This window comes from Aurantimonas sp. 22II-16-19i (assembly GCF_002088275.1).
GTDB lineage: Bacteria > Pseudomonadota > Alphaproteobacteria > Rhizobiales > Rhizobiaceae > Jiella.
In genome coordinates, this window is record NZ_AQQS01000012.1 from 20,117 (window position 1) to 46,432 (window position 26,316).

22 protein-coding genes and 1 tRNA gene are annotated in these 26,316 nt (G+C 67.9%); 12 read left to right on the forward strand and 11 right to left on the reverse strand.

The genetic code is table 11. The features are described 5' to 3' along the window. Positions 1–4 precede the first annotated feature (4 nt). The 5 genes from ATO4_RS11520 to ATO4_RS11540 all read left to right on the forward strand — a co-directional run bounded on the left by ATO4_RS11520 (position 5) and on the right by ATO4_RS11540 (position 7,451). Positions 5–673, forward strand: a complete 669-nt coding sequence (locus ATO4_RS11520; RefSeq protein WP_083591666.1) for a DnaA/Hda family protein — start codon at positions 5–7, stop codon at positions 671–673. A 64-nt stretch (positions 674–737) separates the two neighbouring features. After that, positions 738–3,230: an RNA degradosome polyphosphate kinase gene (locus tag ATO4_RS11525; protein ID WP_245308702.1), complete on the forward strand. Its 2,493-nt coding sequence runs from the start codon at positions 738–740 to the stop codon at positions 3,228–3,230. Then, positions 3,223–4,740, forward strand: coding sequence for a Ppx/GppA phosphatase family protein (locus ATO4_RS11530; protein ID WP_139802399.1), 1,518 nt, complete (start codon positions 3,223–3,225; stop codon positions 4,738–4,740). The genes ATO4_RS11525 and ATO4_RS11530 overlap by 8 nt, the downstream gene beginning before the upstream one ends. Positions 4,741–4,832: 92 nt before the next feature. Continuing rightward, complete coding sequence (locus ATO4_RS11535) at positions 4,833–5,351, forward strand: cupin domain-containing protein (protein WP_083591668.1); 519 nt, start codon at positions 4,833–4,835, stop codon at positions 5,349–5,351. Positions 5,352–5,714: 363 nt separating this feature from the next. Then, positions 5,715–7,451 carry a chloride channel protein gene (locus ATO4_RS11540; protein ID WP_245308703.1) on the forward strand — a complete coding sequence of 579 codons (1,737 nt, stop codon included), beginning with the start codon at positions 5,715–5,717 and terminating at the stop codon, positions 7,449–7,451. Between the two features lie 96 nt (positions 7,452–7,547). Here the strand turns inward: ATO4_RS11540 and ATO4_RS11545 are convergent, their stop codons facing one another. Together ATO4_RS11545 and ATO4_RS11550 are read right to left on the reverse strand one after the other, a co-directional pair. Further along, entirely contained in the window at positions 7,548–9,455 is a 1,908-nt protein-coding gene (locus tag ATO4_RS11545; protein ID WP_083591670.1) for a methyl-accepting chemotaxis protein, read from the reverse strand. Between the two features lie 549 nt (positions 9,456–10,004). Continuing rightward, a tRNA-Gly gene (locus ATO4_RS11550) sits at positions 10,005–10,079 on the reverse strand. A gap of 156 nt (positions 10,080–10,235) precedes the next feature. Here ATO4_RS11550 and ATO4_RS11555 point away from each other — a divergent pair. The 4 genes from ATO4_RS11555 (at position 10,236) to ATO4_RS11570 (ending at position 13,039) form a co-directional block, all read left to right on the forward strand. Then, positions 10,236–10,808 (forward strand): prolyl-tRNA synthetase associated domain-containing protein, encoded by a 573-nt coding sequence (locus ATO4_RS11555; protein WP_083591671.1) that lies wholly within the window; start codon positions 10,236–10,238, stop codon positions 10,806–10,808. Then, positions 10,805–11,842, forward strand: coding sequence for a thioredoxin (gene trxA, locus ATO4_RS11560; protein WP_083591672.1), 1,038 nt, complete (start codon positions 10,805–10,807; stop codon positions 11,840–11,842). The genes ATO4_RS11555 and trxA overlap by 4 nt, the downstream gene beginning before the upstream one ends. Before the next feature lie 259 nt (positions 11,843–12,101). Beyond that, complete coding sequence (locus ATO4_RS11565) at positions 12,102–12,779, forward strand: LON peptidase substrate-binding domain-containing protein (protein WP_245308704.1); 678 nt, start codon at positions 12,102–12,104, stop codon at positions 12,777–12,779. 68 nt (positions 12,780–12,847) lie between these two features. Next, positions 12,848–13,039 (forward strand): Trm112 family protein, encoded by a 192-nt coding sequence (locus ATO4_RS11570; protein ID WP_083591673.1) that lies wholly within the window; start codon positions 12,848–12,850, stop codon positions 13,037–13,039. A gap of 168 nt (positions 13,040–13,207) precedes the next feature. Here the strand turns inward: ATO4_RS11570 and rpsA are convergent, their stop codons facing one another. From rpsA to aroA, 4 genes are all read right to left on the reverse strand, one after another. After that, positions 13,208–14,908 (reverse strand): 30S ribosomal protein S1, encoded by a 1,701-nt coding sequence (gene rpsA, locus ATO4_RS11575; RefSeq protein WP_083591674.1) that lies wholly within the window; start codon positions 14,906–14,908, stop codon positions 13,208–13,210. A 288-nt stretch (positions 14,909–15,196) separates the two neighbouring features. After that, positions 15,197–15,850 carry a (d)CMP kinase gene (cmk, locus tag ATO4_RS11580; RefSeq protein WP_083591675.1) on the reverse strand — a complete coding sequence of 218 codons (654 nt, stop codon included), beginning with the start codon at positions 15,848–15,850 and terminating at the stop codon, positions 15,197–15,199. After that, complete coding sequence (locus ATO4_RS11585) at positions 15,847–16,269, reverse strand: hypothetical protein (protein WP_083591676.1); 423 nt, start codon at positions 16,267–16,269, stop codon at positions 15,847–15,849. Before ATO4_RS11585 ends, cmk begins: the two co-directional genes overlap by 4 nt. A 28-nt stretch (positions 16,270–16,297) precedes the next feature. After that, positions 16,298–17,650, reverse strand: coding sequence for a 3-phosphoshikimate 1-carboxyvinyltransferase (aroA, locus tag ATO4_RS11590; protein WP_083591677.1), 1,353 nt, complete (start codon positions 17,648–17,650; stop codon positions 16,298–16,300). Between the two features lie 322 nt (positions 17,651–17,972). On the opposite strand from aroA, the gene ATO4_RS11595 reads away from it, so the two are divergent. After that, the gene (locus ATO4_RS11595) at positions 17,973–18,347 is read left to right on the forward strand and encodes a TIGR02300 family protein (protein ID WP_083591678.1); all 375 of its coding nucleotides are present in this window, start codon (positions 17,973–17,975) and stop codon (positions 18,345–18,347) included. A gap of 403 nt (positions 18,348–18,750) precedes the next feature. Here ATO4_RS11595 and ATO4_RS11600 read toward each other — a convergent pair whose 3' ends face one another. From ATO4_RS11600 to ATO4_RS11620, 5 genes are all read right to left on the reverse strand, one after another. Then, entirely contained in the window at positions 18,751–19,128 is a 378-nt protein-coding gene (locus ATO4_RS11600) for an HPr family phosphocarrier protein (protein WP_280940492.1), read from the reverse strand. A 20-nt stretch (positions 19,129–19,148) separates the two neighbouring features. Continuing rightward, positions 19,149–19,550, reverse strand: coding sequence for a PTS sugar transporter subunit IIA (locus ATO4_RS11605; RefSeq protein WP_083591679.1), 402 nt, complete (start codon positions 19,548–19,550; stop codon positions 19,149–19,151). Positions 19,551–19,800: 250 nt separating this feature from the next. Then, a complete protein-coding gene (locus tag ATO4_RS11610) occupies positions 19,801–20,253 on the reverse strand; it encodes an HPr kinase/phosphatase C-terminal domain-containing protein (protein WP_176222956.1) in 453 nt (150 codons plus the stop codon). A 22-nt stretch (positions 20,254–20,275) separates the two neighbouring features. Further along, on the reverse strand, positions 20,276–22,024 hold the full coding sequence (locus tag ATO4_RS11615) for a sensor histidine kinase (RefSeq protein WP_210191066.1): 1,749 nt from the start codon (positions 22,022–22,024) through the stop codon (positions 20,276–20,278). A 224-nt stretch (positions 22,025–22,248) separates the two neighbouring features. After that, positions 22,249–22,956: a response regulator transcription factor gene (locus ATO4_RS11620; protein ID WP_083591682.1), complete on the reverse strand. Its 708-nt coding sequence runs from the start codon at positions 22,954–22,956 to the stop codon at positions 22,249–22,251. 660 nt (positions 22,957–23,616) lie between these two features. Here ATO4_RS11620 and ATO4_RS11625 point away from each other — a divergent pair. Then, positions 23,617–25,227 (forward strand): phosphoenolpyruvate carboxykinase, encoded by a 1,611-nt coding sequence (locus ATO4_RS11625; protein ID WP_083591683.1) that lies wholly within the window; start codon positions 23,617–23,619, stop codon positions 25,225–25,227. Positions 25,228–25,605: 378 nt separating this feature from the next. Further along, positions 25,606–26,040, forward strand: a complete 435-nt coding sequence (gene arfB / locus ATO4_RS11630) for an alternative ribosome rescue aminoacyl-tRNA hydrolase ArfB (RefSeq protein ID WP_083591684.1) — start codon at positions 25,606–25,608, stop codon at positions 26,038–26,040. Positions 26,041–26,316 lie beyond the last annotated feature (276 nt).

A 26,316-nucleotide genomic window follows, 5' to 3' on the forward strand; every position in this document is an offset into this window, starting at 1 on the left:
CCACGTGACCCGGCAGCTGCCGCTCGATCTGCCCCACCGGCCGTCGCTGGAGCGGGACGACCTCGTCGTCTCGGCCGCCAACCGGCTGGCCGTGGAGGCCGTCGACGCCTGGCCGGACTGGTCGCACCCGGTCCTCCTCGTCACCGGGCCGCCCGGCTCCGGCAAGAGCCATCTCGCCGAGGTCTGGAGCATGGAGGCCGGGGCGAGGGTCGCCGAGGCGAGCACCGTCGGCGACATTCTGAAGACGCCGGACTTCCGGGTGGTGGTGGACGACGTCGACCGCGGCGGCCTCGAGGAGGACGCGCTGTTCGCCCTCGTCAACGCGGCGAGGCTCGGCGGCGGCTGGCTGTTCCTGACCAGTCGCAGGCTGCCGGCGGCGATGGAGATCGCGACGCCCGACCTGCGCTCGCGGCTGTCCGCCGCAACCATCGTTCCCCTCGGCGCACCGGACGATGCCCTCCTGACCGGGGTTCTCGCCAAGCTCTTCGCCGACCGGCAGATCGAGGTCGAGGCGGGCGCGCTGCGCTATCTGGTCGAGCGGATGGAGCGCTCGCTCGACGCCGCCCGCCATGTCGTCGCGGCCGTGGATCGGGAAGCGCTGGCCGTCAAGGCGCGGGTCACGCGTCCGTTGCTGCGCCGCGTTCTGGAGGAGGGGGGCTGGCACACGGGCTGATCGCCGTGTCATGAAACCGTCTTGCCTGATGGTTAGGCGAAGCGCAGTTGAAGGGGATGAGACTATGAGCGACGAGGACGGCACCCGCACTCCGGAGACACCGGCAGAGACCCCGGCAGGTGGCGAGCCGGCGAGCCAATCCTCGCAGCCCGCGGCCCCCGCCAAGCGGGCCCCGCGGCGCCAGCGCTCGGCCCCCGCCGCCACCCGCACCCGGACGCGTGCCCGTAGCGCCGCCACGTCCCAGTCGAAGCAGGCCGAGCCCGACGCCGACAGGCGCTCCGCGGCCGTGGCCACGAACATCGAGCCGGCCATGCACGAGACGACGGATCCGAGCGCGGCGCTGGTCTCCGAAGCCGCGATGATCCTTGCCGACGTTCCCGCGGCGAATCAGCAGTCCGACAGGCCGGCCGGCGGCGACGCCGAGCTGCCGGCGGATCGCTACATCAACCGCGAACTGTCCTGGCTGCAGTTCAATCGCCGGGTTCTCGACGAATCCCAGAACGAATCCCATCCGCTGCTGGAGCGGGTGCGGTTCCTGTCGATCTCGGCGGACAATCTCGACGAGTTCTTCATGGTCCGCGTCGCCGGCCTCGCCGGGCAGGTGCGCGAGAAGGTGCCGGTGCGCTCGATCGACGGGCTGACGCCGCAGGAACAGCTCGACCGGATCCTCGAGGCGGTCAGCGAGCTGCAGGGCGAGCAGCAGGCCTCGCTCGCCGGGCTGATGAAGGCGCTGCGGGCCGAGAAGATCATGATCGTCGGCGCCGGCGACCTGAAGGGCGAGGACCGCGCCTGGCTCCAGCGCGTCTTCGAGGAGCGGATCTTCCCGATCCTGACGCCCCTGTCGATCGATCCGGCGCACCCGTTCCCGTTCATCCCCAATCTCGGCTTCTCCATCGCGCTCTCCTTGGTGCGCGAGCGTGATTCCAGCGGCATGAACGCGCTTCTGCGCCTGCCGGTGGCGCTGCAGCGTTTTGTCGAGATGCCGCTGACCGAGAGCGGCGCGGCGCGCTTCGTGCCGATCGAGAGCGTCGTCGCCCTGTTCATCGGCAAGCTCTTCCCGGGCTACCGGGTGAAGGGCTCCGGCACCTTCCGCATCATCCGTGACTCGGACATCGAGGTGGAGGAAGAGGCCGAGGATCTGGTCCGCCTGTTCGAGAGCGCGCTGAAGCGCCGCCGCCGGGGCTCGGTCATCCGCATCGAGTTCGATTCGGTGATGCCGGAGGCGTTGCGCAATTTCGTCGCCGCCGAGCTCGAAGTGCCGGATTCGCGGATCTCGGTCATGGACGGCATGCTCGCCCTCGATTCCATGTCGCAGCTGTGCAAGCTGCCGCGGGACGATCTGAAATTCCCGCCCTACATCCCGCGCTTTCCCGAGCGGATCCGCGAGCACAACGGCGATTGCTTCGCGGCGATCCGGGAGAAGGACATCATCGTCCATCACCCCTACGAATCCTTCGATGCCGTGGTCCAGTTCGTGCGCCAGGCGGCGCTCGATCCGAACGTCCTCGCCATCAAGCAGACGCTCTACCGGACCTCGAACGACTCGCCGATCGTGCGGGCGCTGATCGACGCCGCCGAGGCGGGCAAATCGGTGACGGCGCTGATCGAACTGAAGGCGCGCTTCGACGAGGAAGCGAACATCCGCTGGGCCCGCGACATGGAGCGGGCGGGCGTGCAGGTGGTCTTCGGCTTCATCGAGAAGAAGACCCACGCCAAGCTTTCGCTGGTGATCCGGCGCGAAGAGGGGCGGCTCGTCACCTTCTGCCACATCGGCACCGGCAACTATCACCCGATCACCGCCAAGATCTATACGGACCTCTCCTACTTCACGGCCGATCCCGACATCGCCCACGACGTCGGCCTCGTCTTCAACTACATCACCGGTTACGCCGAGCCCTCCGAGGTGAAGCTGCTTGCCGTCTCGCCGGTGACGATGCGATCGACGATCATCGGCCATATCGAGGCGGAGATCGCCCATGTGAAGGCCGGACGGCCGGGCCAGATCTGGATGAAGATGAACTCGCTCGTCGACGCGGCGGTGATCGACGCGCTCTACCGGGCGAGCCGGGCCGGGGTCGAGATCGATCTCGTGGTGCGCGGCATCTGCTGCCTGAAGCCGCGGGTGCCGAACCTGTCCGAGAACATCCGCGTCAAGTCCATCGTCGGCCGCTTCCTCGAGCACAGCCGGGTCTTCTGCTACGGCAACGGCCACGGCCTGCCATCGGACAAGGCGATCATCTACCTCGGCTCCGCCGACATGATGCCGCGCAACCTCGACAGACGGGTCGAGGTGCTGGTGCCGATCACCAATCCCACCGTCCACAGCCAGGTGCTGTCCCAGATCATGCTGGGCAACATTCTTGACAACCAGCAGAGCTGGTCGGTAGCTGCGGACGGGTCGTCACGGCGAATCGTCCCGTCGCCTGGGGAACAGCCCTTCAACGCCCAACGTTACTTCATGACCAACCCGAGCTTGTCGGGACGCGGCAAGGCGCTGAAGACGGATGCTCCAAGACTTATCGCAAGGCAGAAGGCCGAGCACGGCCGCTTTGACTGACGAACGCGCTCCAGGCCGCCTTCCCGGGCGCACGCCTATTGGCGTGATCGACATCGGCTCCAATTCGGTGCGCCTGGTCATCTACGAAGGCATGGCGCGCTCGCTGACGGTGCTGTTCAACGAGAAGGTGCTCAGCGGCCTCGGCAAGGGGCTCGCCCAGACCAACCGGCTCGACGGCCAGGCGGTGGAGAGCGCGCTGGCGGCGCTACGCCGCTTCGCGCTGCTGGCGCGGCAGGCCGGTGTCGTGGATCTCTATCCGATCGCCACCGCTGCGGCCCGCGAGGCGCAGAACGGACCGGACTTCATCGCCGCGGCCGAGGCCGTGCTCGGGCGCCAGATCATCATTCTCTCCGGCGCTGACGAGGCGCGGGGAGCCGCCCATGGCGTTCTGGCCGGCTTTTTTCGGCCGGACGGCATCGTCGGCGATCTCGGCGGCGGCAGCCTGGAACTCATCGACGTGACGCCGGATGGCGGGCTCGGCGAGGGGATCACCACGCCGCTCGGCGGGTTGCGGCTGCGCGACCTGTCCGGCGGCGACCTGGCCAAGGCCCAGGCGATCGCCGACAGCCACATCTCGGCATCGAGCCTTGCCGGGCTCGGCGAGGGCCGGGCCTTCTTCGCGGTCGGCGGCACCTGGCGCAACCTCGCCAAGCTCCACATGGAGCAGGCCAACTATCCGCTCCACGTCATGCATGCCTATGAGGTGCCGACCGCCGGGCTCGACGGCTTCCTCGACGCCGTCATCAGGTCCGATCCCGAGAAGCTGCCGGGCATCGCCGCCGTCTCGAAATCCCGGCGCTCGCTGCTCGCCTATGGGGCCGTGGCGCTGAAGAGCGTCCTGCGCTTCGTCAAGCCGCAGAAGATCGTGATGTCGGCCCTCGGCGTGCGCGAAGGCTATCTTTACGCCCGCCTGTCGCCGGAGATGCAGGCCAAGGACCCGCTGATCGACGCCGCCTGGGAGCTGGCGGTGCTGCGGTCGCGCTCGCCGGAGCATGCGCGCGAGCTCGTCGACTGGTCGCGGCGCAGCTTCGAGGCGCTGTCGATCGACGAGACCCCGGAGGAGGAGCGCCTGCGCGTCGCCGCCTGCCTTCTCGCCGACATTGGCTGGCGCGCCCATCCCGACTATCGCGGCAAGCAGGCGCTGTCGATCATCGCCCATGCCGCGATGCCGGCGGTGGATCACCGGGGCCGGGCGTTTCTCGGACTCACCAACTTCTACCGTCACGAGGGGAGCCTGGAACAGCAGCACATCCCCGAGCTCGAAAGCCTCGTCGACGAACGGCTCCTGAAGCGGGCGCAGATCCTGGCGTCCCTGTTCCGCGTGACCTATCTCCTGACCGCGTCGATGCCGGGAATCCTCGACCAGTTCAAATGGGCGCAGGACCCGCGCGGCGGCTTCACCCTCGTCATGCCGGCCCAGTTCGCCGACATCATCGGCGAGCGTCCGGACGGCCGGCTGCAGCAATTTGCCCGGATCGTCGAGAAGACCCTGCGCATGGAAGCGCGGTGAGGGCCTCGGCCTGATCCGCCCCGGTTGGAGCGGACAAGGCGAAGCGGCCCAGTCGAAGGCCCCGTGGCGACGGGCCCGACGCCGAGAGGCCGATGCCGAGAGGGAAGGATTTCACGATTGAGACGTTCCGGTTCGCCCCGACCGATGCCATACCCAACAGCCCGTTGCCGCTGATCGTTCTCGCCGGGGCGATCGAGGCCGCCGAAGGGCGGCCGGAACAGGTGATGGCACGCTTCGAGGCGAATGGCTGGCAGGGCAGCTGGGTCTACACCGTCTTCGACTACTGGCACTACCATGTGGAGGGCCACGAGGTGCTGGCCTGCGTGGCGGGCCGGGCGAGCGTCGGCTTCGGCGGCGATGGCGGGGCCGAGGTGGCGATGCAGCCCGGCGACGTCGTGATCATTCCGGCCGGCGTCGGCCACAAGCGTCTGTCGGGCGACAGCGGCTTTCAGGTCGTCGGCGCCTATCCGCCCGGACAGAACGGCGCGATCACCAAGGCGGGCGGCCTCGCGATCGACGAGGCCGAGCGAAGGATCGCCGCTTTGCCGCTGCCGGAGCGCGACCCCGTCACCGGCGAGGCGCCCGGGGCGATCGCCGCCTGGCGCGGCTGAAGGCCGGATCGGCGGCGCCTCGTGCCGCTCTGCCGGCACGTGTCGCGCGGCGAGGCGCCCTGCCGCATTCACACATCTTGTCCGGTGCTTCGTCGGCAGTCTCGTGCTGGCGGCGTGGATGCCCGAGGCAGGTCCTGACCCGATGGCGCCGAAGCGCCGTACCCACCCAATTGCGGAAAAAACATGTCGAGGCGGGGCAGATTTTGCCGCTTCACCCTTCCGCTCGGCCGTGAAGGATGAAATAGAGAAGGCCTCCTCCAAGCTTCCAGCCGCAAGTCAGTTCAGTCCATGTCCGTCGTCAATCCTCCCGTCCCTTCCGCTGCGACCGCCGCATCGGAGGCGGAGGCGCCGCCGGAACGGGAAGTGACGCTGAAGGTCATGCTGGTGCTGGCCCTCGTCGTCGGCATCGTCGCCGGCGTCGGCGCGATCTTCTTCAAGTATCTGATCGCCGTCATCTACAATCTTGCCTTCTACGGCGTCTTCACCCTGCATCTCGATCCGAACGCCTATGGCCCTCCGAGCCCCTGGGGCGCCGGGATCATCCTCGTGCCGGTGATCGGCGGCCTCGTCGTCGTCTGGCTGGTGCGCAGCTTCGCGCCGGAGGCCAAGGGACACGGGGTGCCGGAGGTGATGTTCGCGATCTACCACCAGAACGGCAATGTCCGCGGCGTCGTCGCCCTGGTGAAGTCGCTGGCCTCGGCGATATCCATCGGCACCGGTGCCTCGGTCGGCCGCGAGGGGCCGATCATCCAGATCGGCTCGTCCTTCGGCTCGACCTTCGCCCGGGCACTGAACCTCGTGCAGCACCAGAAGATCACGCTTCTGTCGGCCGGTGCCGGCGCCGGCATCGCGGCGACCTTCAACACCCCGCTCGGCGGCGTGCTCTTCGCCTCGGAGGTGCTGCTGCCGGAGGTTTCCACTCGCACCTTCCTGCCGGTGGTCGTTGCCACCGCGACCTCCACCTATGTCTACCGGGCGGTGATGGGGGTCGAATCGGCCTTTGTCGTGCCCTTCGACGGGCTGGCACAGGGCCATGTCGTCAACGGTGCCGAGCTGCTTCTCGCTGCCCTTCTCGGCGTCCTCATGGGGCTTGCGGCCTGGGCCTTCGTCAAGCTGCTCGCCAAGGCCGAGGACGTGTTCGAGGAATCGGGCATCAATCCCTATCTGCAGAACGTCATCGGCATGTTCGCGGTCGGACTTCTCGGCTACGGCTTCCTGCAGTTCACCGGCCACTACCACATCTACAGCGTCGGCTATTCGACCATCCAGGACGTCCTCAGCGGCGGCATGACCACCGCCTGGCTGCTCCTGCTGCTGTTCGTCGGCAAGCTCGTCGCGACCTGCCTGAGTCTGGGTTCGGGTGCCTCCGGCGGCATCTTCTCGCCGAGCCTGTTCATGGGCGCGACGCTCGGCGGCGCCGTCGGGGTGGTCGGCGAGGCGCTCCTGCCGGGAGCGGGCATCACGCCCATCACCTTCGCCATCATCGGCATGGGCGCCATGGTCGGCGGCGCCACCTCGGCGGCGATGACCGCGATCGTGATGATCTTCGAGATGACCCGCGACTACGAGATCATCCTGCCGCTGGTCCTGTCCGTCGCGCTGGCGATCGGGGTGAGGCGGTCGCTCACCACCGCCGACATCTACACGATCAAGCTGCGCAACCGCGGCAAGCCGATCCCGACCGACCGCACCACCAACATGTTCCTGGTGCGCTCGGCGAGCGAGGTGATGTACCGGGATTTCGTCGTCCTGCCGGGCTCGATGACCGTCGCCGAGGCGCTGAAGCAGGTGCAGGTCCACAAGACCCGGGTGGTCACCACGGACGGCACCCGCATCACCGGCTTCGTGCGCTTCGGAACGGTGCCCTACGAGGCCGACCGCTTCGCCAGGCAGACCCTCGGCGACATCGCCTCCTCGGAGTTCATCATCGCCTCGACCGGCAACAACCTCAATACTGTCGTCACCCGGATGAACCGGCGCAACCGGACCTATGCCATCGTCGTGCGCGACACCCGCGGCCTGCCGCGTCCGGAGGACATCGCCGGCATCATCGGCCGCGAGGAGATCGCCAACGCGCTGGTGCGCAACCACTACGGCTGACGGGGCTGCGGGATCTGCCGCGGACGGGGAAGGCCCCCGTCCGCGGCTGTCGTTTCGGCGATCCGGTGCCTTCTGGGGGCGCCGGTCGATCGGGGATCAGAACTCCTCCCAGTCCTTGGCGTCGTTGGCGGGCCGCGGCGCCGTCTGAGCCTGCGAGCCGGTGCGAAGCTGGGGAACCGCCCGGGGTTTCTGGGCCGGGGCCCTCGCAGCCGACGTGCGGCCCCCGGTCGCCACTTCGCGCATCTGGAACTTCGCGACGATCCCGGCGAGCCGCTCGGTGTCGCTGCCGAGGGCCTGGCAGGCGGCGGTCGCCTGCTCGACCATGGCGGCGTTCTGCTGAGTGACCTTGTCCATCTGGTCGGCCGCGGTCGAGACTTCCTTGAGGCTCGTCGCCTGTTCCTTGGCGCTGGAGGCGATCGCCGAAATGATCTCCGCCATGGAGGCGACCTCGGCGACGATCTCCTGAAGGCTCTTGCCGGAGGCCGTGACGAGCTCGACGCCGCGCTCGACCTGCTCCGACGAGGTCGTGATCAGGCCCTTGATCTCCTTGGCCGCTTCCGCCGAGCGCTGGGCCAGCGCCCGCACTTCCTGGGCGACCACCGCAAAGCCCTTGCCCGCTTCGCCGGCCCGCGCCGCCTCGACCCCGGCATTCAGCGCCAGGAGATTGGTCTGGAAGGCGATTTCGTCGATCACCGAGATGATCTGGGTGATCTTCTGGGACGAGCCCTCGATCGCGTTCATCGCGGTGACCGCCTCGGCGACCACCTCGCCGCCCCGCGTCGCCTTGCGGCGTGCCGCCTCGGCCGTGTTGCGGGCCTGGCCCGCCCCGTCCGCGGTCTGGTCGACCGCCGCGGTGACCTCGCCGATCGCGGCGACCGTCTCTTCGAGGCTCGCGGCCTGCTGCTCGGTGCGCTGGGCGATGTCGTTGGTCGCGACGATCATCTCGGAGATGCCGGTGCGGTTGGACGAGATCAGCGACATGACCTCGCCGAAAGCCCGTTCGAGGGTGGCGACGCTGTCGTTGAAGAGCGAGCGGACGCCCTCGTAGTCGGCGGAGAACGGCTGGTCGAGGCGCACCGTCAGGTCGCCGCCGGCCAGCTTTCCGAAGCCGCCCTCGACCTCGGCCATGAAGAACTGGTGGGCCCGGACGTATCCCTCGCCGATCTCGTCGTTGCGGAGGCGCTCGACCTCCGCCTGCGCGGCCGCCTCGATCTGCTCCTGCTTGAGAGCTTGCTGCTCGATGACGGCGTGGCGCAGGCTCTCCACCGAGCGGGCCATCTGGCCGATCTCGTCGCGCCGGTCGAGCCCGTCCACGGTCCCGTCGGTGCGGCCCTCGGCGACCTTGCCGATCGTCAAGGCCAGGCCCTGAAGCGGGCGGAACATGCGCTGGGAGACCAGCAGCGCCAGCGCGCCGATCGTCGCGGCGACGACGAGCGCGATCAGGCCGAACCGGACCTGCAGGGCTTCCACGGACGACAGGAACTCGGCCTTGGGCACGCCGACATAAAGGATGCCGACGGTCTGGCCGCTCTTGTCCTTGATCGGATCGTAGGCCGTGAAGAAGGACGTGCCCAGGATGTCGGCTTCGCCGCGATAGGACTTTCCTTCCTTCAGGACGGCGTCGTAGACGGGGCCGGCCGCCAGCGTGGTGCCGATGGCACGGCTGCCGTCCGGCTTCTTCACGTTGGTCGCGACGCGGGTGTCGCCCATGAAGATGGTCGCGGTCCCCCCGACCAGTTCCTTGATCCGGTCGACGGGCGTGTTGAAGTCGTTGAGCGGCTGGAAACCGGCATAGAGCGTATCGCCGTCACGCTTGAACCACTCGCCATAGCGTCCGATGACGTCCCAGGCGACGCGCATGTTGGCTTCCTGGCGCTCGCGCGCGCGGGCCATGCTGTCGCTGCGAACCTCGATCAGCGCGACGACGGAGAGAAGGACGGCAACGATCGCGATCGCGCCGAGAACCATGGCGGAGACTTTCGCCGAAAGGCTGGATTTGAACATCACGCGACCTGCCAACCAATGTTGTCGTATGAATTTGTGGGATTTGCCGACGGCTGGAGCCATCTCGGCCTCCCGCAGGAATTCCTCCCAATTATCCATGCAAGACTAAACAATTCGTTGCCGGAAGGTCGCTGGTCATTACAGCCAATGCTATGCGGGAAGGTATCTTTCCCAACTATCATTGAGGGGAACTGCTCCGAAGCTGGCGAGGCTTTCTTTGCTTGACCCGAGCGCAATGGCGGCCGGCCGGTCTCGCGGTGCGAACAGACGCGCGCAGACGGCGAGATATACGCGCGCAAGTGCTACCGCCTGCGAGCGGTTCCGGCCCGCAGGCGGGCGGGCAGAGCGCCTCATGAAGCGTTCGACCGGCTCCGGACGATCGCGAGGCGCTGAGGGACCATGGGCGGGCTGAAAAGCCGATCCCGCTCGGGGCGCAGCGCGGGCACCATGCATGACGCACAAGGTGTGCCAGGCACATCACCGAACGCCCCGTGTCCGGGCGAACCGCCTGCTTGTGACGTCGGAAGAGAATTGTCTGGAAAGAAGAATTGGAGCGGGCGAAGGGATTCGAACCCTCGACCCCAACCTTGGCAAGGTTGTGCTCTACCCCTGAGCTACACCCGCCCGCTCCTCGGCGGCGATCCGTTTCCGGTGCCGCGGACGGGCGCTATATCGCTCAAAGAATCGGACAATGCAACAGCGAAATCGCGCTCGTCGCAAAATCGTCTTCGGCGAGGGGGCGGATCGCTGCCAGCCTTCACCCCGGGCGCCCCATGGGCTATGGCTGAGGCCGTTCAATTGCAGGCAAGAGCGACGGGGCAGGCGGTGCCGGCGACACGTGACGAACTGATGACATATTTGGCCGAGCGCTCGATCGAAGCGACGACCATCGAACACCCGGCCCTCTTCACGGTGGCCGAATCGCAGGGCCTGCGGGGCGAGATCGCCGGCGGCCATACGAAGAATCTCTTCGTGAAGGACAAAAAGGGCCGCCACTTCCTCGTCGTGGCCGAGGAGAGTCGCGCGGTGGACCTGAAGTCGCTGCACCGGCTGATCGGCGCGCAGGGCCGGCTGTCGTTTGCCAGCGCCGAGGCAATGATGGCGCTGCTCGGCGTCGAGCCGGGATCGGTGACCGCCTTCGGCGTCCTCAACGATCGCGCGGGTCAGGTCACGGTGGTGCTTGATGAAGGTTTGCTTGCGCACGATATGGTGAACTGCCATCCGCTGACGAACACGGCGACCACCACGGTCGCAACAGACGGATTGATGACATTCTTCAGGTCGACCGGACACGAGCCTCTCGTGGTCCGGCTCGACGGCGAAACGGATCAGGGCAACGGGCGGGACGGATGAGCGACAATCCCTACGGCAATCCCTATGGCGGCTCCCAAGGGGGCTTCGGCCAGCAGACGGTGGGCCTCGGCGAGGCCGGCGGACCCGGCGCGCGGCCGCAGCAGCCGGCCGCGCCGGCGAACCCCGGCCTGTCGGGCTTCGGCCAGCCGGCCGCCGCGCCGCAAGGGCTGATCAAGGACACGACGACGGCGACGTTTGCGGCCGACGTCATCCAGGAATCGCGCCGCCAGCCGGTGATCGTCGACTTCTGGGCCCCCTGGTGCGGGCCCTGCAAGCAATTGACGCCGATCCTTGAAAAGGCCGTCCAGGCCGCCGGTGGCAAGGTCAAGCTGGTCAAGATGAATATCGACCAGCATCCCTCCATCGCCGGCCAGCTGGGCGTGCAGTCGATCCCCGCGGTCTTCGCCTTCGCCAACGGCCAGCCGGTGGATGGCTTCATGGGCGCGCTGCCGGAAAGCGAGGTCAAGGCCTTCATCGCGCGGCTGACGGCCGGCCAGCCGGGGGGCGATCCGATCGCCGAGGCGCTGGAAGAGGCGAACACGCTGCTTGCCGGCGGCGACGCCGCCAGCGCCGCCCAGCTCTTCGGGGCGATCCTCCAGCACGAGCCCGGCCATGCCGGCGCAACGGCTGGGCTTGCCGAGTGCTATCTGGCATCCGGCGACACCGAGCGCGCCAAGACGATGATCGAACAGCTTCCCGCCGACAAGGCCGAGGATCCGGCCGTGGCGGCGGTTCGGGCCAAGGTGAAGCTGAAGGAAGAGATCGCCAGGCTCGGCGACCCGGTCCAGCTGCAGGCGCGGATCGAGGGGGACGCCGACGATCACCAGGCGCGCTTCGACCTCGCTCTCATCGCCAATGCCACGGGCGACCGGCAGACGGCGGCCGGCCATCTCCTCGAACTGATGCGGCGCGATCGCAGCTTCGGCGACGACGCGGCGCGGCTGAAGCTCCTGGAGTTCTTCGCCGCCTGGGGGCCGACCGACCCCGCCACCAAGGAGGCGCGGCGCCGGCTCTCCTCGCTGCTGTTCTCCTAGGGGCCGCAGACGAGCCGCAGCCCCAGGGGCGGTGTTCCGGCCGGAGCGCATCGGCCCGGCGCGGGACGGGGCGCGTGGCGGCCGGCTCCGGCCCGTCACGGCGCGGCTGATGGGAGGCCCGGGCCCGTGCCGACGCGGGGTGTGGCAAATTGCGCCTTGCGCCCCGCTCGGCGCCAGGCAGGCTGTGGAGGCGTGGCGACGGGCCTTGAGATCGGCGGTCGTCGTTCCACCTTTGCGAGAAGGGCGACGGAGGCAATTCTTGGTTCAGGCGGGAAATACCACATACACGGACGAATCTGATCTCCCGGCGACGGTGCCGGTGTTTCCGCTGACGGGGGCGCTGCTGCTCCCGGGCGGCCAGCTGCCGCTCAACATCTTCGAGCCGCGCTACATCCAGATGATCGATGACGCCCTGGCCGGCTCGCGGATCATCGGCATGATCCAGCCGAGCCTCGACGGCGATCACAACGACGCCGGCGAGCCGGAGCTCTGCGAGGTCGGCTGCATGGGCCGGATCGCCTCCTATGCCGAATCCGGCGACGGCCGCTACGTCATCAGCCTGCAGGGCATCGCCCGCTTCCGCATCGTCGAGGAGTTATCCAGGCGCGCGCCCTACCGGACCTGCCGGATCACCGCCTTCCTCGCCGATCTCGAGACCGGCCGGGGCGACGAGACGGTCGACCGGGACGGCCTTTTGCGGGCGTTCCGAAAGTTCTTTGAGGCCAACCAGATGGAAGCCGACTGGGATTCGATCGCCCGGGCCTCCAACGAGACCCTGGTCAACGCCCTGTCGATGATGTCGCCCTATGGTGCGGCGGAAAAACAGGCGCTGCTCGAGGCGAGCGATCTGAAGATGCGGGCCGAGACGCTGATCGCCATCACCGAGATCGCGCTCGCCCGCGATGGCGGCGAGGACGGCTCGACCACCCTGCAGTGACACCGCGCGCCGGCGCTCGCATTCACGCGATCCGCAGCGTACAGGCCCCGATCCGGACGAAAGAACCCATGAGCGAACGCAACCGGGACGGCCAGCCGGACCCGAAACTCCTCGAATTGCTGGTCTGCCCGCTGACCAAATCGCAGCTGGTCTACGACCGCGAGAACAACGAGCTGATCTCCAAGGCGGCCAAGCTCGCCTTCCCGATTCGCGAGGGCATCCCGATCATGCTGCCCTCGGAGGCCCGCGAGATCGACTGACGTCAAGCCCGAAGGGATCTCTTGATTCCTCCGCGCCGCGCCGCGCCCGTCCGCATGGCGTTGCTCCATCCCCGCGAACGACAAGAGCCCGCGGCGATCGCTCGCCGCGGGCTCTTGTCGTTCTGCCGGAGCTGCCGGCGACGCGAGCGCCGCCGGCATGGTCCCGGATCAGTCTTCGTCGCGGTTCTTCAGGGCCGCGCCGAGGATGTCGCCGAGCGAGGCGCCCGAGTCTTGCGACCCGTACTGCGCCACGGCTTCCTTCTCCTCGGCGATCTGCAGCGCCTTGATCGACACGCCGACCTTGCGGGCCTTCTTGTCGAACTGGGTGATGCGGGCATCGACCTTCTGACCGACCTGGTAGCGCTCGGGGCGCTGCTCGTCGCGGTCACGGGCAAGGTCGGAGCGGCGGATGAAGGAGGTCAGATCGGTATCGACGATCTTCACCTCGAGGCCGCCTTCCTTGACCTCGGTCACTTCGCAGGTGACCACCGAGCCACGGCGGATTTCGCCGGCCTCGGCCGCGTCGACGAACGGATCGCCGGCGACCTGCTTCATGCCGAGGGAGATGCGCTCCTTGTCGACATCGACGTCGAGGACCTGGGCCTTGACCATGTCGCCCTTGTTGAACTCCTCGATGACCTGCTCGCCGGGACGGTTCCAGTCGAGGTCGGAGAGATGGACCATGCCGTCCACGTCGCCTTCGAGGCCGATGAACAGGCCGAACTCGGTCTTGTTCTTGACCTCGCCCTCGACCTGGGTGCCGACCGGGAACTTGTCGCGGAAGGCTTCCCACGGGTTCTGCAGGGTCTGCTTGAGGCCGAGCGAGATGCGGCGCTTGTTCGGGTCGACCTCGAGAACGACGACTTCCACTTCCTGGGAGGTGGAGAGGATCTTGCCCGGATGGACGTTCTTCTTCGTCCAGGACATCTCGGAGACGTGGATGAGGCCCTCGATGCCGGGCTCGAGCTCCACGAACGCACCGTAGTCGGTGATGTTGGTGACGCGGCCGGTGACCTTGACGCCCATCGGGTACTTGACGCCGATGCCGTCCCAGGGATCCGCCTCGAGCTGCTTCATGCCCAGCGAGATGCGGTGGGTTTCCTGGTTGATCCGGATGATCTGGACCTTGACGGTCTGGCCGATCTGCAGGATCTCGGTCGGATGGTTGACGCGGCGCCAGGCCATGTCGGTGACGTGCAGCAGGCCGTCGATGCCACCGAGGTCGACGAAGGCGCCGTAGTCGGTGATGTTCTTGACGATGCCGTCGACGGTCTGACCCTCTTCGAGGTTCTGGACGATCTCCGAACGCTGCTCGGCCCGCGACTCCTCGAGGACGGTCCGGCGCGAAACGACGATGTTGCCGCGGCGCTTGTCCATCTTGAGGATCTGGAAGGGCTGAGGCGTGTTCATCAGCGGTGTGACGTCGCGGATCGGACGGATGTCGACCTGCGAACGCGGCAGGAAGGCGACGGCGCCGTCGAGGTCGACGGTGAAGCCGCCCTTGACCTGGTTGAAGATCTGGCCTTCGACCTTCTCGTTGGCGTTGAACTTCTCTTCGAGGCGAACCCAGCTCTCCTCGCGGCGAGCCTTGTCACGCGACAGCACGGCTTCGCCGAGGGCGTTCTCGATGCGCTCGACATAGATCTCGACGGTGTCGCCGATCTTCAGCTCGCCGTCCTTGCCCTTGGCGCCGAACTCCTTGAGCGGCACCCGGCCTTCGACCTTCAGGCCGGCGTCGATGACGGCCATGTCCTTTTCGATCGCGACGACGGTGCCCTTGACCACCATGCCTTCGGCGACGTCCTGCTCGTGAAAGGAAGCTTCGAGCAGCGAAGCGAAGTCTTCGCGCGAGGGGTTGAGGTTAGACATTCTTTCTCCTTGGGAACCCTTCCCACCAATCGTTCGAAAGGAAGGGCATGCGCCTCGGGGTGTCCGCCCCGCGCGGGTTGAGCGTTGTCGGATCGTCCGTTCCCGGCTCTTGGGTCCCGCGATCGATCGGCGGAAACCTCCAGGGCGCCCGGCAACGCGTGCGGCGGGCGAAATTGGTCGGCGCTCGAAAAGCCTGGACCGGACGCGATTGGCGGCACGGCAGGGCGAGGCGAAAGGACGCCGCCGCTCATAGCCGAAAAGGGCTCGCCTCCCTTCGGATGCGGCCCCTCAATGCCTGTCCGGTTCCGCCAGAGCGCGATCGACGACCTCGCAGGCGGCCCGGAATGCCGCATCTATATCCAATTCGCTGGTATCCAGCAAGTGCGCGTCGTCGGCCGGCCGGAGCGGCGCCACGGCCCGGCCGGAGTCGCGCTCGTCGCGTGCCTTCACCTCGGCGAGGATGCGGGCGTAGTCGACGTCGTCGCGGCCGTGGGAGAGCAGCTCGTCGGTGCGCCGCCGGGCCCGGACCTCCGCCGAGGCGGTGACGTAGATCTTCACCCGCGCCTGCGGACAGATCACCGTGCCGATGTCGCGGCCGTCGAGGACGGCTCCTTCGGCGCGCGCGGCGAAGCCGCGCTGGAAGGCGACGAGCGCTTCGCGGACGGCGGCATGGACGGCCACCCGCGAGGCCAGTTCGCCGGCTTCGTGACCTCTGAGGGTCGGATCGTCCAGATGCGCGAGATCGAGGGCGCGGGCGTAGTCGGCCGCCTGGTCCGGATCGTCGGGATCGGCACCGGCCGCCGCGATCTGGCGCCCCACGGCGCGGTAGAGCAGGCCGGTGTCGAGATAGGGGAGGCGGTAGTGGTCGGCGACGCGCTTGGCGAGCGTCCCCTTGCCCGCGGCCGCCGGTCCGTCGATGGCGATGGTCAGCGGGGATGTCATGATGCGGGCTCTTCGGGTTCGGCAGCGAGCGGTCGAAGGGTAATCTCGCCGCAGGAATGGAGAATCAGAAGCGCTGCGGCGATCAGGCTTCCGATGACATAGGGTATGGCGAGGAAGAACAGGATGAGGGAGAATTCCCCGATCCAGCCGGCCATGGTCACCAACAGGCCGACGATCCCGTCCTGGGCGCTCAGGGTCGCCGCGGCGCCGCCGGTCGGCGACGCGAACGGCGCGCCGGCCTGTTCGCGTCGCACCAGCAGCGCGACGGTCAGCGAGACGAGGACCACCATCGGGACCGTCAGCAGGCGCAAGAGCTGCCGTCCCACTCCGGCCGACGTTTCCACGAGGGCGCGGGCCCTGCGGCGGCCATGGATCGCCGCCAGTGGCGCGAAGAACAGGAGGAGGAGGATACCCGCCATCAGCCTTCCGTCTCGACCGTGTCCCGTCTCAGCGCGCCGGCTCCAGCATCGCTCCGAGGCCCGTCATCATCGTCTCGAACTCCGGAAAGCTCGTGGCGATCATCCGCGCGTCGTCGACGGTCACCGGCTTTTCGCTCGCCATGCCGAGCACCAGGAAACTCATGGCGATCCTGTGGTCGAGATGGGTCTCGACCTGCCCGCCGCCAAGGCCCCTGCCGTCAGGCCGTCCCGTCACGGTGAGGCTGTCCTCGCCTTCGACATGGGAAATCCCGTTGACTTCCAGTCCCTTGGCGACGGCCGAGAGGCGATCGCTCTCTTTTACGCGAAGCTCGTCCAGCCCCTGCATCACCGTCGTTCCCTCAGCGAAGGCGGCGGCGATGGCAAGGACGGGATATTCGTCGATCATCGAGGGCGCCCGCTCCGGCGGCACGGTGACGCCGGTGAGGCGGGAGTGCCGCACATGCAGGTCGGCGACGTCCTCGCCGCCCTCCTGGCGCCGGTTGGCAACGTCGATCGAGGCACCCATCTCGAGCAGCGTCTCGATGAGGCCCGTGCGGGTCGGGTTCATCAGGACGTTCTCGATGACCACGTCGGATCCCGGCACGATCAGCGCCGCGACCAGCGGGAAGGCGGCCGAGGAGGGGTCGCCGGGAACGGTCAGCTCCTCGACGGCCCGCAAGGGACCCTGGCCCTCCAGCGCGATGTGACGGGCGCCCTCGGCATCGATCGTCACCTCCAGCGAGGCTCCGAAACCCTGGAGCATCTTCTCGGTGTGATCGCGCGTCGCCACCGGTTCGATCACCGTCGTCGTGCCCGGCGCGTTGAGGCCGGCGAGCAGCACCGCCGACTTCACCTGCGCCGAGGCCATCGGCACCCGGTAGACGATCGGGGCGGCGACCCGGGGCCCGCGGATCGACAGCGGCAGCCGGTCTCCGGTCCGCGCCACCACCTGGACACCCATCAGCCGCAGCGGATCGAGCACCCGGCCCATCGGGCGCCGGGAGAGCGAGGCGTCGCCGACGAAGGTCGCGCCGAAGTCGTAGGGGCCGACGAGGCCCATGGTCAGCCGGGCGCCGGTGCCGGCATTGCCGAAGTCGAGGACGCCGGGCGGCTCGAGCAGCGCGCCGTTGCCGACGCCGCCGACGATCCAGACGTCGCCGTCCTTCCTCATGCGGGCGCCCATCGCCGCCATGGCCCGGCCCGTCGCCAGCACGTCCTCGCCCTCGAGCAGCCCGCGGATGCGCGTCGTTCCGGCGGCGAGGCCGCCGAACAGGAAGGCGCGATGCGAGATCGACTTGTCGCCCGGCACGCGCGCCCGGCCCGCCAGCGCGCCTTCGCGCCTCGCGGCGAGAGGCCGCGGCGCGTGGTCGTTTGACTGCATGGTTCTCACCCTTCGTCTGGGCCGCGCATCCAAGGCGTGCCGGCCGAGGCGGAAAGGTGCGAAAAACCGCTTGATCGCACCCCCGACCATGTGCCCTTTCTGTCGTCCCATAAGGGCTTTGACAAGGGCTGGACGAGGCCGTATGGACCAGCCGATTTTGCCGGACCATGGGTCGGCCGCAATGTTCGCGCCGCTCCCGCGTGAGGGATGGCGCCTCTCGGGGGGGAAAGCCTCGGCGATCGTCGCTTCGCATGGACGAATGTGACGCCCGCCGGCTCGGCCCGCGACGTTGGAAATTCAGACAGGAAGTGATGAGGCAGGAATGGCGAAGCCAGAACTCGGAACCAAGCGCGTCGATCCCGAAACCGGACGCAAGTTCTACGATCTGAACAAGGATCCGATCGTGTCGCCCTTCACGGGCAAGTCCTATCCCCGGTCCTACTTCGAAGGCGACAGCATCAAGGAAGAGGAAGAGGTCGAGGAAGTCGAGACCGTCGAGGTCGAGAGCGCGCCCGACACCGTTTCGCTGGAGGAAGCCGCCGAGGAGGAAAGCGATTCCGACGTCGGCAACCTGCCCGATGTCGACGATGATTCCGACGACGACAGCGACGACGACGACACCTTCCTTGAGGACGAGGAAGACGACGACGACGTGTCCGACATCATCGGCGGCGGGCGCGAAGACGACGACGACTGACGGGACGGCGACCGACAGGGGCTCGGGAGTTCGACCGATCCCGTAAAAGTCGCCGGACGCCGGCGCCGGAAGGGATGGATCCCGGCGCCTGCCGGCCGGTTTCCCCGGCATCCCCTGAGCCGGTTTGGTGCAGCGTGCCCCGGCAGGCGAGCCATTCGCCGCAGTGTCCGCCCGAAGTGGGGGCCGGCCACGGCATCAAGTCGGCAAGCCGGTGCGGCGGAAGCTGCGCCGGCTTCTCGCGTTTCGAGGGGGGCGGGATACTCCGCCCGTCCGGCGACCGGCAGGCGAGCGGGCGTTCCTGCTTTCAGACGAACGATCCGCGGCGGAGAGCCGCACCGGCAGCGCGGCAGGCTCGCGGGGCGGTGGAGGCGCTTGGCGAGGCGGTTCTGCGACCGCGCCTCCCTCAGCCGTCCTCACCGAAGCGGTTGGCGATAAGTTCCTGCAGCGCGTCGAGCACCGCTTCCGCCTCTGGCCCGGTGGCGCTGACGGCGATCGTCGTGCCCTGGCTCGCGGCGAGCATCAGGAGCCCCATGATCGACAGCCCGCCGACGGTCATGCCGTCGCGGGTGATCGTCACATCGGCGTCGAAGTTCTCGACGGTTTCCACGAAGCGGGCGGAGGCCCGGGCATGCAGGCCGCGCTTGTTGACGATCGCGAAGTGCCGGTGGAGCGGACCGCGATCCTGCGCCGTTTCCGCCTTGCCGGCAGCCGGATCGTCGGAGGCGTCCGCTTCGATCGGCTGTGCCGCGGAAGGTCCGTTGCAGCGCCCTTTGTGTTCCAAGCTTGGCACGATACCTGTCTCTAGTTGCCGCTGAGGACGCGGCTTGCAACATTGATGTATTTCCGGCCCGCCTCCTGGGCGGCCAGCAGCGCCTCGGCCATCGGCTTTTCCTCGCGCACGCTGGCGAGCTTGATCAGCATCGGCAGGTTGACGCCGGCGAGCACGTCGACGCGGCTGCCCTCCATGACCGAGATGGCGAGGTTCGACGGCGTGCCCCCGAACATGTCGGTGAGGATGATGACGCCGGATCCGCGGTCGGCCCTGGCGACCGCCTCGACGATGTCGATGCGCCGCTGCTCCATGTCGTCCTCGGGGCCGATCGAGATGGTCTCGAAGGCGTCCTGCGGTCCGACGACATGCTCGACGGCGTTGAGAAACTCGTCGGCGAGCCGGCCGTGAGTGACGAGAACCAGCCCGATCATGCCGAAAGCGCCCCGTGAACCCGTTCGATGGTGCAGCTTTCCATGCCCGCTCTCTCCGTCACCCTGTACCCCGCTCGGCTGTCGACGTTCGTCACCTCCGGAAGGAGGCGCCCGCGGGCTGACCCTGACCGGCGAGCGGCATCTTGGCAGCCCTTTCCGAATCCGCAAGTCAAATGATCGCAGGATGGGCTTGCGTGATGCTTTTCAATGCAGGCCTTCCGATCCGCCGGCCCTCGGCGAGCCTCGGGGCTCATTCGGGCAGGCGGCCGGACAAAGCGAGGGTGAAGAGGATGTCGGCCGACAATGCGGCCTCGCGTTGCGGCAGCCTCACCAGTGGGACCGTCAGCCCTGCGATCTCGGCACTCAATGCACCCGGATGCCTCAGGATGGTCGCCGGCGGGACGAGGTCGGCGACGAGCCAGAGATCGACGCTCTGCCGCGCCGTCTCCGCGACGATGCCGACGCCGGAGATCTCGATCAGGCCGGCCAGGCTCGCCGGCGCCGACAGCCGCAGGGTTTCGCCGTGCCGCTCGGCGATCACCCGGTCGTCGGCGACGAATTGCGCGGCAACACCCAGCGAGGGGCCGCGCCGCAGGAGGGCGAGGACGAGGGTCGACTTGCCGCTGCGGGCCGCGCCGCGGATCAGGATGCCCCGCCCATCGAGGGCGACGGCGGAGGCGTGGAGATTTTCGGCCCCCATCATGCTTCCGTCGCCATCGCCGCCGTCATGCCGCAGGCAGCGAGACGACGAAGCGGGCGCCGCCGATGCCGTTCGGCGCCTCGTCGTCCTCGATGTTCTCGGCCCGGATCGAGCCGTCATGGGCCTCGACGATCTGCCGCGAGATCGACAGGCCGAGACCGGAATTCTGGCCGAAGGCCTCGCCGGCCGGCCGGTCGGTGTAGAAGCGCTCGAAGATCCGGTCGATGATCTCGGCCTGGATGCCCGGGCCGTTGTCCTCGATGGTGACGATCACCCGCTGGCCTCGCCGCCGGATGAAGACGTCGATGCGCCCGTCTTCCGCCGGCACGAAGGAGCGAGCGTTCTCGATCAGGTTGGTGAAGACCTGGCTGAGGCGAAGGTCGTGGCCGGAGACGACGTAGCCGAGCCGCTGGGTGGCGGGCAGCTTCTGCGCCTCGAAGTTGATCGCCAGCCGGCGCCCGGCCTGGGTGTGGCTGCGCGCGCCGTCGACGACCGAGCGCAGCAGGGCGGCGAGATCGACCTTCGCCGCGATGTGGCGGGCGAGCTCGGCGTCGAGCCGGGAGGCATCGGAAATGTCGGTGATCAGCCGGTCGAGGCGCCGGACGTCATGCTGGATGATCTCCATCAGCCGGCTCTTCGAGGTCTCGTTCTTGGCCAGCGGCAGCGTCTCGACGGCGCTGCGCAGCGAGGTCAGGGGGTTCTTGAGTTCGTGGCTGACATCGGCCGCGAAGGATTCGATCGCGTCGATGCGCGCATAGAGCGACCGGGTCATGTCGCTGATGGCGCGGGCGAGATTGCCGATCTCGTCGGTCCGGTCGCCGAAGTCGGGAATCAGGGCCCGGTCCTTGGCGCCGCGGCGCACCCGGATGGCGGCGGCCGACAGCCGCCGCAACGGCGTCGCGATGGTCGAGGCAAGCAGCGTCGACAGGACGATGACCACCAGCGCCGCGACGCCGAAGACGCGCACGATCGCCATCCGCTCGGCCTGGACGATCTTGTCGATGTCGCCGCCCTGGGTGGACAGCAAAAGGACGCCGAGCACGGCCCGGAACCGCTGGATCGGCACGGCGACGGAGACGATCAATTCGCCGTTCTCGGTCGCCCGCACGACCGTCGCCGGGCCGCCGGTGAGGGCGTTCATCACTTCGGGATAGGCCGTGCCGGAGCCGCCCGGCGCCTCCCGATAGATCGGCAGGTCGCTGCCGGTGAGAATGCCGCGCAGCGTATCGAGGATCCGGTTCATCAGGTTCGGCGTGTCGGGCGAGACCGGCGGCAGGTCGTAGCGCAGGATCTGGCCACGCGAATAGAGATGGCGCGAATCGAGGATCAGGTTGGCGTCGCGGTCATAGAGGCGGGCCCGGGTGCGGGTCGGCGAGATCAGCCGTCTGAGCAGCGGCGCGACGCGCTCGGGATTGATCGGAAAGTCGAGGCTGTCGGTCGCCTCCGCCGTCGGCGCCAGCGTGTCGCCGGCCTGCAGCTCGAGCAGCCGTTCCGGATCCAGCGTGATCGAATTGGTCTCGACCGTTGCCGAGGAGGCGATCGCCGCCGCGATGATCTCGCCCTGCGTGAGGAGGCTTTCCACCCGCGCGTCGATCAACCCCGCCCGGAACTGGTTGAGATAGAGGATGCCGGAGACCAGCACGATCAGGGCAACGAGGTTCAGAAAGACGATGCGCCGCGTCAGCGACGAGAAGATCGAGTGGCCGAGCAGCCAGCGCAGCCGGTAGAGCACGCGGCGCACGAAGGGCACGCGGCGCAGCCGCCGACGCACCATGGCATCGCGGCGCCGACGGCGGTCTGCCGCGGCATCGTCCTGGTGCTGCCTGTCGTCGCTGGAGGAAACCGAAACCATGGACCTTCTAGTCTGGGCAAACGTCCCGGCGAACGGGACTGCGCTTCACCGGGCAGCTCGCGGCGGCCAACCCTGCGGCGCCGGCCGCGCCGCGAGGCCGCGCCTGGCGGGAGCGGCGAGGGCGGCGGGAGGGCGGTGGCCGTCCTCTACGCCTCGCGGAAGCGATAGCCCACCCCGTAGAGGGTTTCGATCATGTCGAAATCGTCGTCGATCGCCTTGAACTTCTTGCGCAGTCGCTTGATGTGGCTGTCGATGGTGCGGTCGTCGACATAGACCTGCTCGTCATAGGCCGCATCCATCAGCGCATCGCGGCTCTTCACCACGCCGGGCCGCATCGCCAGAGCGTGCAGGATGAGGAACTCGGTGACCGTCAGCGTCACCGGCTTGGTCTTCCAGGTGCAGGTATGGCGTTCCTGGTCCATGACCAGGAGGCCCCGCTCGAGCGAGGATTCCGGCGAGGCGGCGACACCCGGCTTGGCGCCGGCCTCGCGCGGCGCGCCCCGCCTGAGGATCGCCCGCACCCGCTCCACCAGCAGCCGCTGGGAGAAGGGTTTGCGGATATAGTCGTCGGCGCCCATCTTCAGGCCGAAGAGCTCGTCGATCTCCTCGTCCTTGGAGGTCAGGAAGATCACCGGCAGGTCGGATTTCTGGCGCAGCCGTCGCAACAGCTCCATGCCGTCCATGCGCGGCATCTTGATGTCGAAGATTGCCAGATGCGGGGGGCTCGACTGGAGCCCTTCGAGGGCCGAGGCTCCATCGGTATAGGTTTCGACCCGGTAACCCTCGTTCTCCAGTGCAATCGAGACGGACGTCAGAATGTTTCGGTCGTCATCCACGAGGGCGATTGTCGGCATGTCATGTCTCTCCAGTCTTCGATCCGGCCGCGGGCCGCTGCGCGTGTCGAGCGGTGTCGGCCGCCGGATCAGGCGTGACGCGGATGCGGCGGGTTCGGGAGGCGGGTGCCTCTTGGTCCGATCTCGCCGAGCCGTGCCATCGCATGGAAGGGCCCCTTCGCTGTCATCAATCCGCGTAAAATGTGGCGGAATGCAAATCTTGCAACGTCGCAGGCCCCGTCCTGGCGCCTCAGACGATGAAAGCCGAGAGCCGTCGTCCCGGCTCGTGTCTCGTATCCGCGGCGCCGCCACCCGCCCCGAGCCACCGGGAGCGGCGGCCCGCAGGGAGGATCTGCGGGCGAGTATAGCAGAAGATCGCCGGAATACAGCCCGTTCCCCGCATCGCCGCCGGCACCCCGGCCCCGGCGCCCGCCGGGCCGCCACAATGTCGAGACGGCCCGGCTTCCCGCTGGTGATGCCGCCGCCCGGTGTCCGGCGCATGCAAGCAGCGGGCGGAATCCAAGCATCGAAACGATTAGATCATGCCGAAGCTCGCCTAAATCGATTAAATTACTGATATATATAAGTTTTCTAGAGATGATTGCTTGCTTGCGACTGCGCTGTCCTCTATCTGTCACAAAGTTCGTCGGCGGTTCGGCCGGGTATTGGAGGAAGCAAGTGGTGGATCAGATCGGGACGCGCAATCCGCAGAGCGGGATCGAAACGACGGGGCTCGAGGGGCTGTCCTCCATCCGCTGGAACCTGCCGGAGGCCGAGCTCGTCGAGATCGCCATCCGCCGTGGTGAGGCGCGCCTCACCGCCGAGGGCGCTCTCGTCGCCACCACCGGCAAGCACACCGGCCGCTCTCCCAAGGACAAGTTCGTCGTGCGCGACGAAATGACCGAGGGCGTCGTGTGGTGGGACAACAACGCCGCGATGGAGCCGGAGACCTTCGAGCGCCTCTACGACGACTTCAAGGCGGCGGCGAAGGGGCGCGATCTCTTCGTCCAGGACCTGACCGGCGGCGCCGATCCCGAATATGCGATCAACGTGCGGGTCGTCACCGAATATGCCTGGCACTCGCTGTTCATCCGCAACCTGCTCATCCGCCCCTCGGCCGACGCGCTGTCGAGCTTCGTGCCCGAAATGACGATCATCGACCTGCCGTCCTTCCGGGCCGATCCCGAGCGCCACGGCTGCCGCTCCGAGACGGTGATCGCGGTCGACCTTTCCCGCAACATCGTGCTCATCGGCGGCACCGCCTATGCCGGCGAGATGAAGAAGTCGGTGTTCACCGCCCTCAACTACCGCCTGCCGGCGCGCGGCGTCATGCCGATGCACTGTTCGGCCAATGTCGGGCCGCAGGGCGACGCGGCGGTGTTCTTCGGCCTGTCCGGCACCGGCAAGACCACGCTCTCGGCCGACCACAGCCGCACGCTCATCGGCGACGACGAGCATGGCTGGGGCGAGAACGGCATCTTCAATTTCGAGGGCGGCTGCTACGCCAAGACCATCCGCCTGTCGGCGGAGGCCGAGCCGGAAATCTTCGCCACCACCCGCAGATTCGGCACGGTGCTCGAGAACGTCGTCCTCGACGACCGGCGCATGCCGGACTTCAACGACGGCTCTTTGACCGAAAACACCCGCGCGGCCTATCCGCTGCACTTCATTCCCAACGCGTCCGCGACCGGGCGCGACACCCATCCCCGCAACGTCATCATGCTGACGGCCGACGCCTTCGGCGTCATGCCGCCGATCGCCCGGCTCACCCCGGCCGAGGCGATGTACCACTTCCTGTCCGGCTACACCGCCAAGGTGGCCGGCACCGAGCGCGGCGTCACCGAGCCGGAGGCGACCTTCTCGACCTGCTTCGGCGCGCCCTTCATGCCGCGCCACCCGACCGAATACGGCAACCTCCTGCGCGATCTGATCGCCCGCCACGGCACCAGCTGCTGGCTGGTCAATACCGGCTGGACCGGCGGCGCCTACGGCACCGGCCGGCGCATGCCGATCAAGGTGACGCGCACGCTTCTGAACGCCGCCCTCGACGGCAGCCTGAACGACGCCGAATTCCGCACCGACGGCAATTTCGGCTTCCAGGTTCCGGTCGCGGTGGAGGGCGTCGATGCGGCGATCCTCGATCCCCGCTCGACCTGGAGCGACCCCGCCGCCTACGATCGCCAGGCGCAGAAGCTCGTCGCGATGTTCACCAAGAACTTCGAGAAATTCGCCGGCCATGTGGACGAGACGGTGGCGCAGGCCGCGCCCGTCCTGCCGATGGCCGCCGAATAGCAACCGCTTCCTGGGAGGGAGCACGGCACCGGCCGGCACTGCGTCAAGCAGCCGCCGCCGGTGCCGAAGTGCGTTCGGACCCCGGCGATCTCGGCCCGCGTTCGATCCCTTCGAACTCCTGCTGCCGAATCATCTCCCGAGCAGCTCCGGCTTGGCCTCGGATCGTTGTTGGTCCAGATCGGGCGGATCGCCGGATCGCTCGCCCCGATAGCCCTGATCACGTCCTGAAGGCACGAAGCCGCGCGATCCCTGCGTCGCGGCGGCTGGGCCGGCGCGCGCTTGTCCTATAGAATGGCGGTGCCCGAACGGTGTTTCGCCGGGCGCGGGCGGCTCGGACCGGCGAGAGCCGGCATCAAAGCGGTTGGACGGAAGGACGAGATGGCCGAGACGCGGGACTTGCGGGTGACGAGATCGGTCGTCCTGCCCGAGGCGGAACTCGAGGAGCAGTTCATCCGCGCCTCGGGGCCGGGCGGCCAGAACGTCAACAAGGTCTCCTCAGCCGTTCAGCTGCGCTTCCTCGCCGGCCAGTCCGAGGTGCTGTCCCCGGAGGTGAAGCTCCGGCTCGCCCGGCTGGCCGGGCAGCGGGGAACCAAGGACGGCGACGTCCTGATCGAGGCCTCGCGCTTCCGCAGCCAGGACCGCAACCGGGAAGATGCGCGCGAACGGCTGGCGGAGCTGGTCCGCGAGGCACTGAAGCCGCCGCCGCCGCCGCGCAAGAAGACGCGGCCGTCCAAGGGGGCGGTGGAGCGCCGGATCAAGGAGAAGAAGGGCCGCTCGAAGATCAAGGCGATGCGCCGCTCCACCGGCGACTGATCCGCCAGCCGCGAGGTCAGATCGGGCCCCTCGCGACGAAGGGAGCGGGCGGCGAAGGGAAAGCAGTGCGGGTCGGTGTCATCGGGAAGACCATCGGACGTTGCCGAGCCACCGCGCCGATCGACCGAAATGAACGATACGATCAGCCATCCGATCCGGATGCATGCAGCTGGTGGCGACAAGATGACGCATGAATAGATCAGGCAATAAAGGTGCTGATCATCGAATTTCCAGTGAATCTTCGAAATTTCCCGCGAGGTCCAAATTCATCCAGTG

Excerpts from the sequence above, each read along its gene's own strand:
- ATO4_RS11570 (WP_083591673.1), top strand. The coding sequence starts at position 12,848 with ATGAGCGAACGCAACCGGGACGGCCAGCCGGACCCGAAACTCCTCGAA.
- ATO4_RS11595 (WP_083591678.1), top strand. The coding sequence starts at position 17,973 with ATGGCGAAGCCAGAACTCGGAACCAAGCGCGTCGATCCCGAAACCGGA.
- ATO4_RS11585 (WP_083591676.1), bottom strand. The coding sequence starts at position 16,269 with ATGGCGGGTATCCTCCTCCTCCTGTTCTTCGCGCCACTGGCGGCGATC.
- ATO4_RS11615 (WP_210191066.1), bottom strand. The coding sequence starts at position 22,024 with ATGGTGCGTCGGCGGCTGCGCCGCGTGCCCTTCGTGCGCCGCGTGCTC.
- ATO4_RS11610 (WP_176222956.1), bottom strand. The coding sequence starts at position 20,253 with ATGATGGGGGCCGAAAATCTCCACGCCTCCGCCGTCGCCCTCGATGGG.
- ATO4_RS11535 (WP_083591668.1), top strand. The coding sequence starts at position 4,833 with ATGCCGAGAGGGAAGGATTTCACGATTGAGACGTTCCGGTTCGCCCCG.
- trxA (WP_083591672.1), top strand. The coding sequence starts at position 10,805 with ATGAGCGACAATCCCTACGGCAATCCCTATGGCGGCTCCCAAGGGGGC.
- cmk (WP_083591675.1), bottom strand. The coding sequence starts at position 15,850 with ATGACATCCCCGCTGACCATCGCCATCGACGGACCGGCGGCCGCGGGC.
- ATO4_RS11545 (WP_083591670.1), bottom strand. The coding sequence starts at position 9,455 with ATGTTCAAATCCAGCCTTTCGGCGAAAGTCTCCGCCATGGTTCTCGGC.
- ATO4_RS11605 (WP_083591679.1), bottom strand. The coding sequence starts at position 19,550 with ATGATCGGGCTGGTTCTCGTCACTCACGGCCGGCTCGCCGACGAGTTT.
- ATO4_RS11555 (WP_083591671.1), top strand. The coding sequence starts at position 10,236 with ATGGCTGAGGCCGTTCAATTGCAGGCAAGAGCGACGGGGCAGGCGGTG.
- arfB (WP_083591684.1), top strand. The coding sequence starts at position 25,606 with ATGGCCGAGACGCGGGACTTGCGGGTGACGAGATCGGTCGTCCTGCCC.
- ATO4_RS11620 (WP_083591682.1), bottom strand. The coding sequence starts at position 22,956 with ATGCCGACAATCGCCCTCGTGGATGACGACCGAAACATTCTGACGTCC.
- ATO4_RS11525 (WP_245308702.1), top strand. The coding sequence starts at position 738 with ATGAGCGACGAGGACGGCACCCGCACTCCGGAGACACCGGCAGAGACC.
- aroA (WP_083591677.1), bottom strand. The coding sequence starts at position 17,650 with ATGCAGTCAAACGACCACGCGCCGCGGCCTCTCGCCGCGAGGCGCGAA.
- rpsA (WP_083591674.1), bottom strand. The coding sequence starts at position 14,908 with ATGTCTAACCTCAACCCCTCGCGCGAAGACTTCGCTTCGCTGCTCGAA.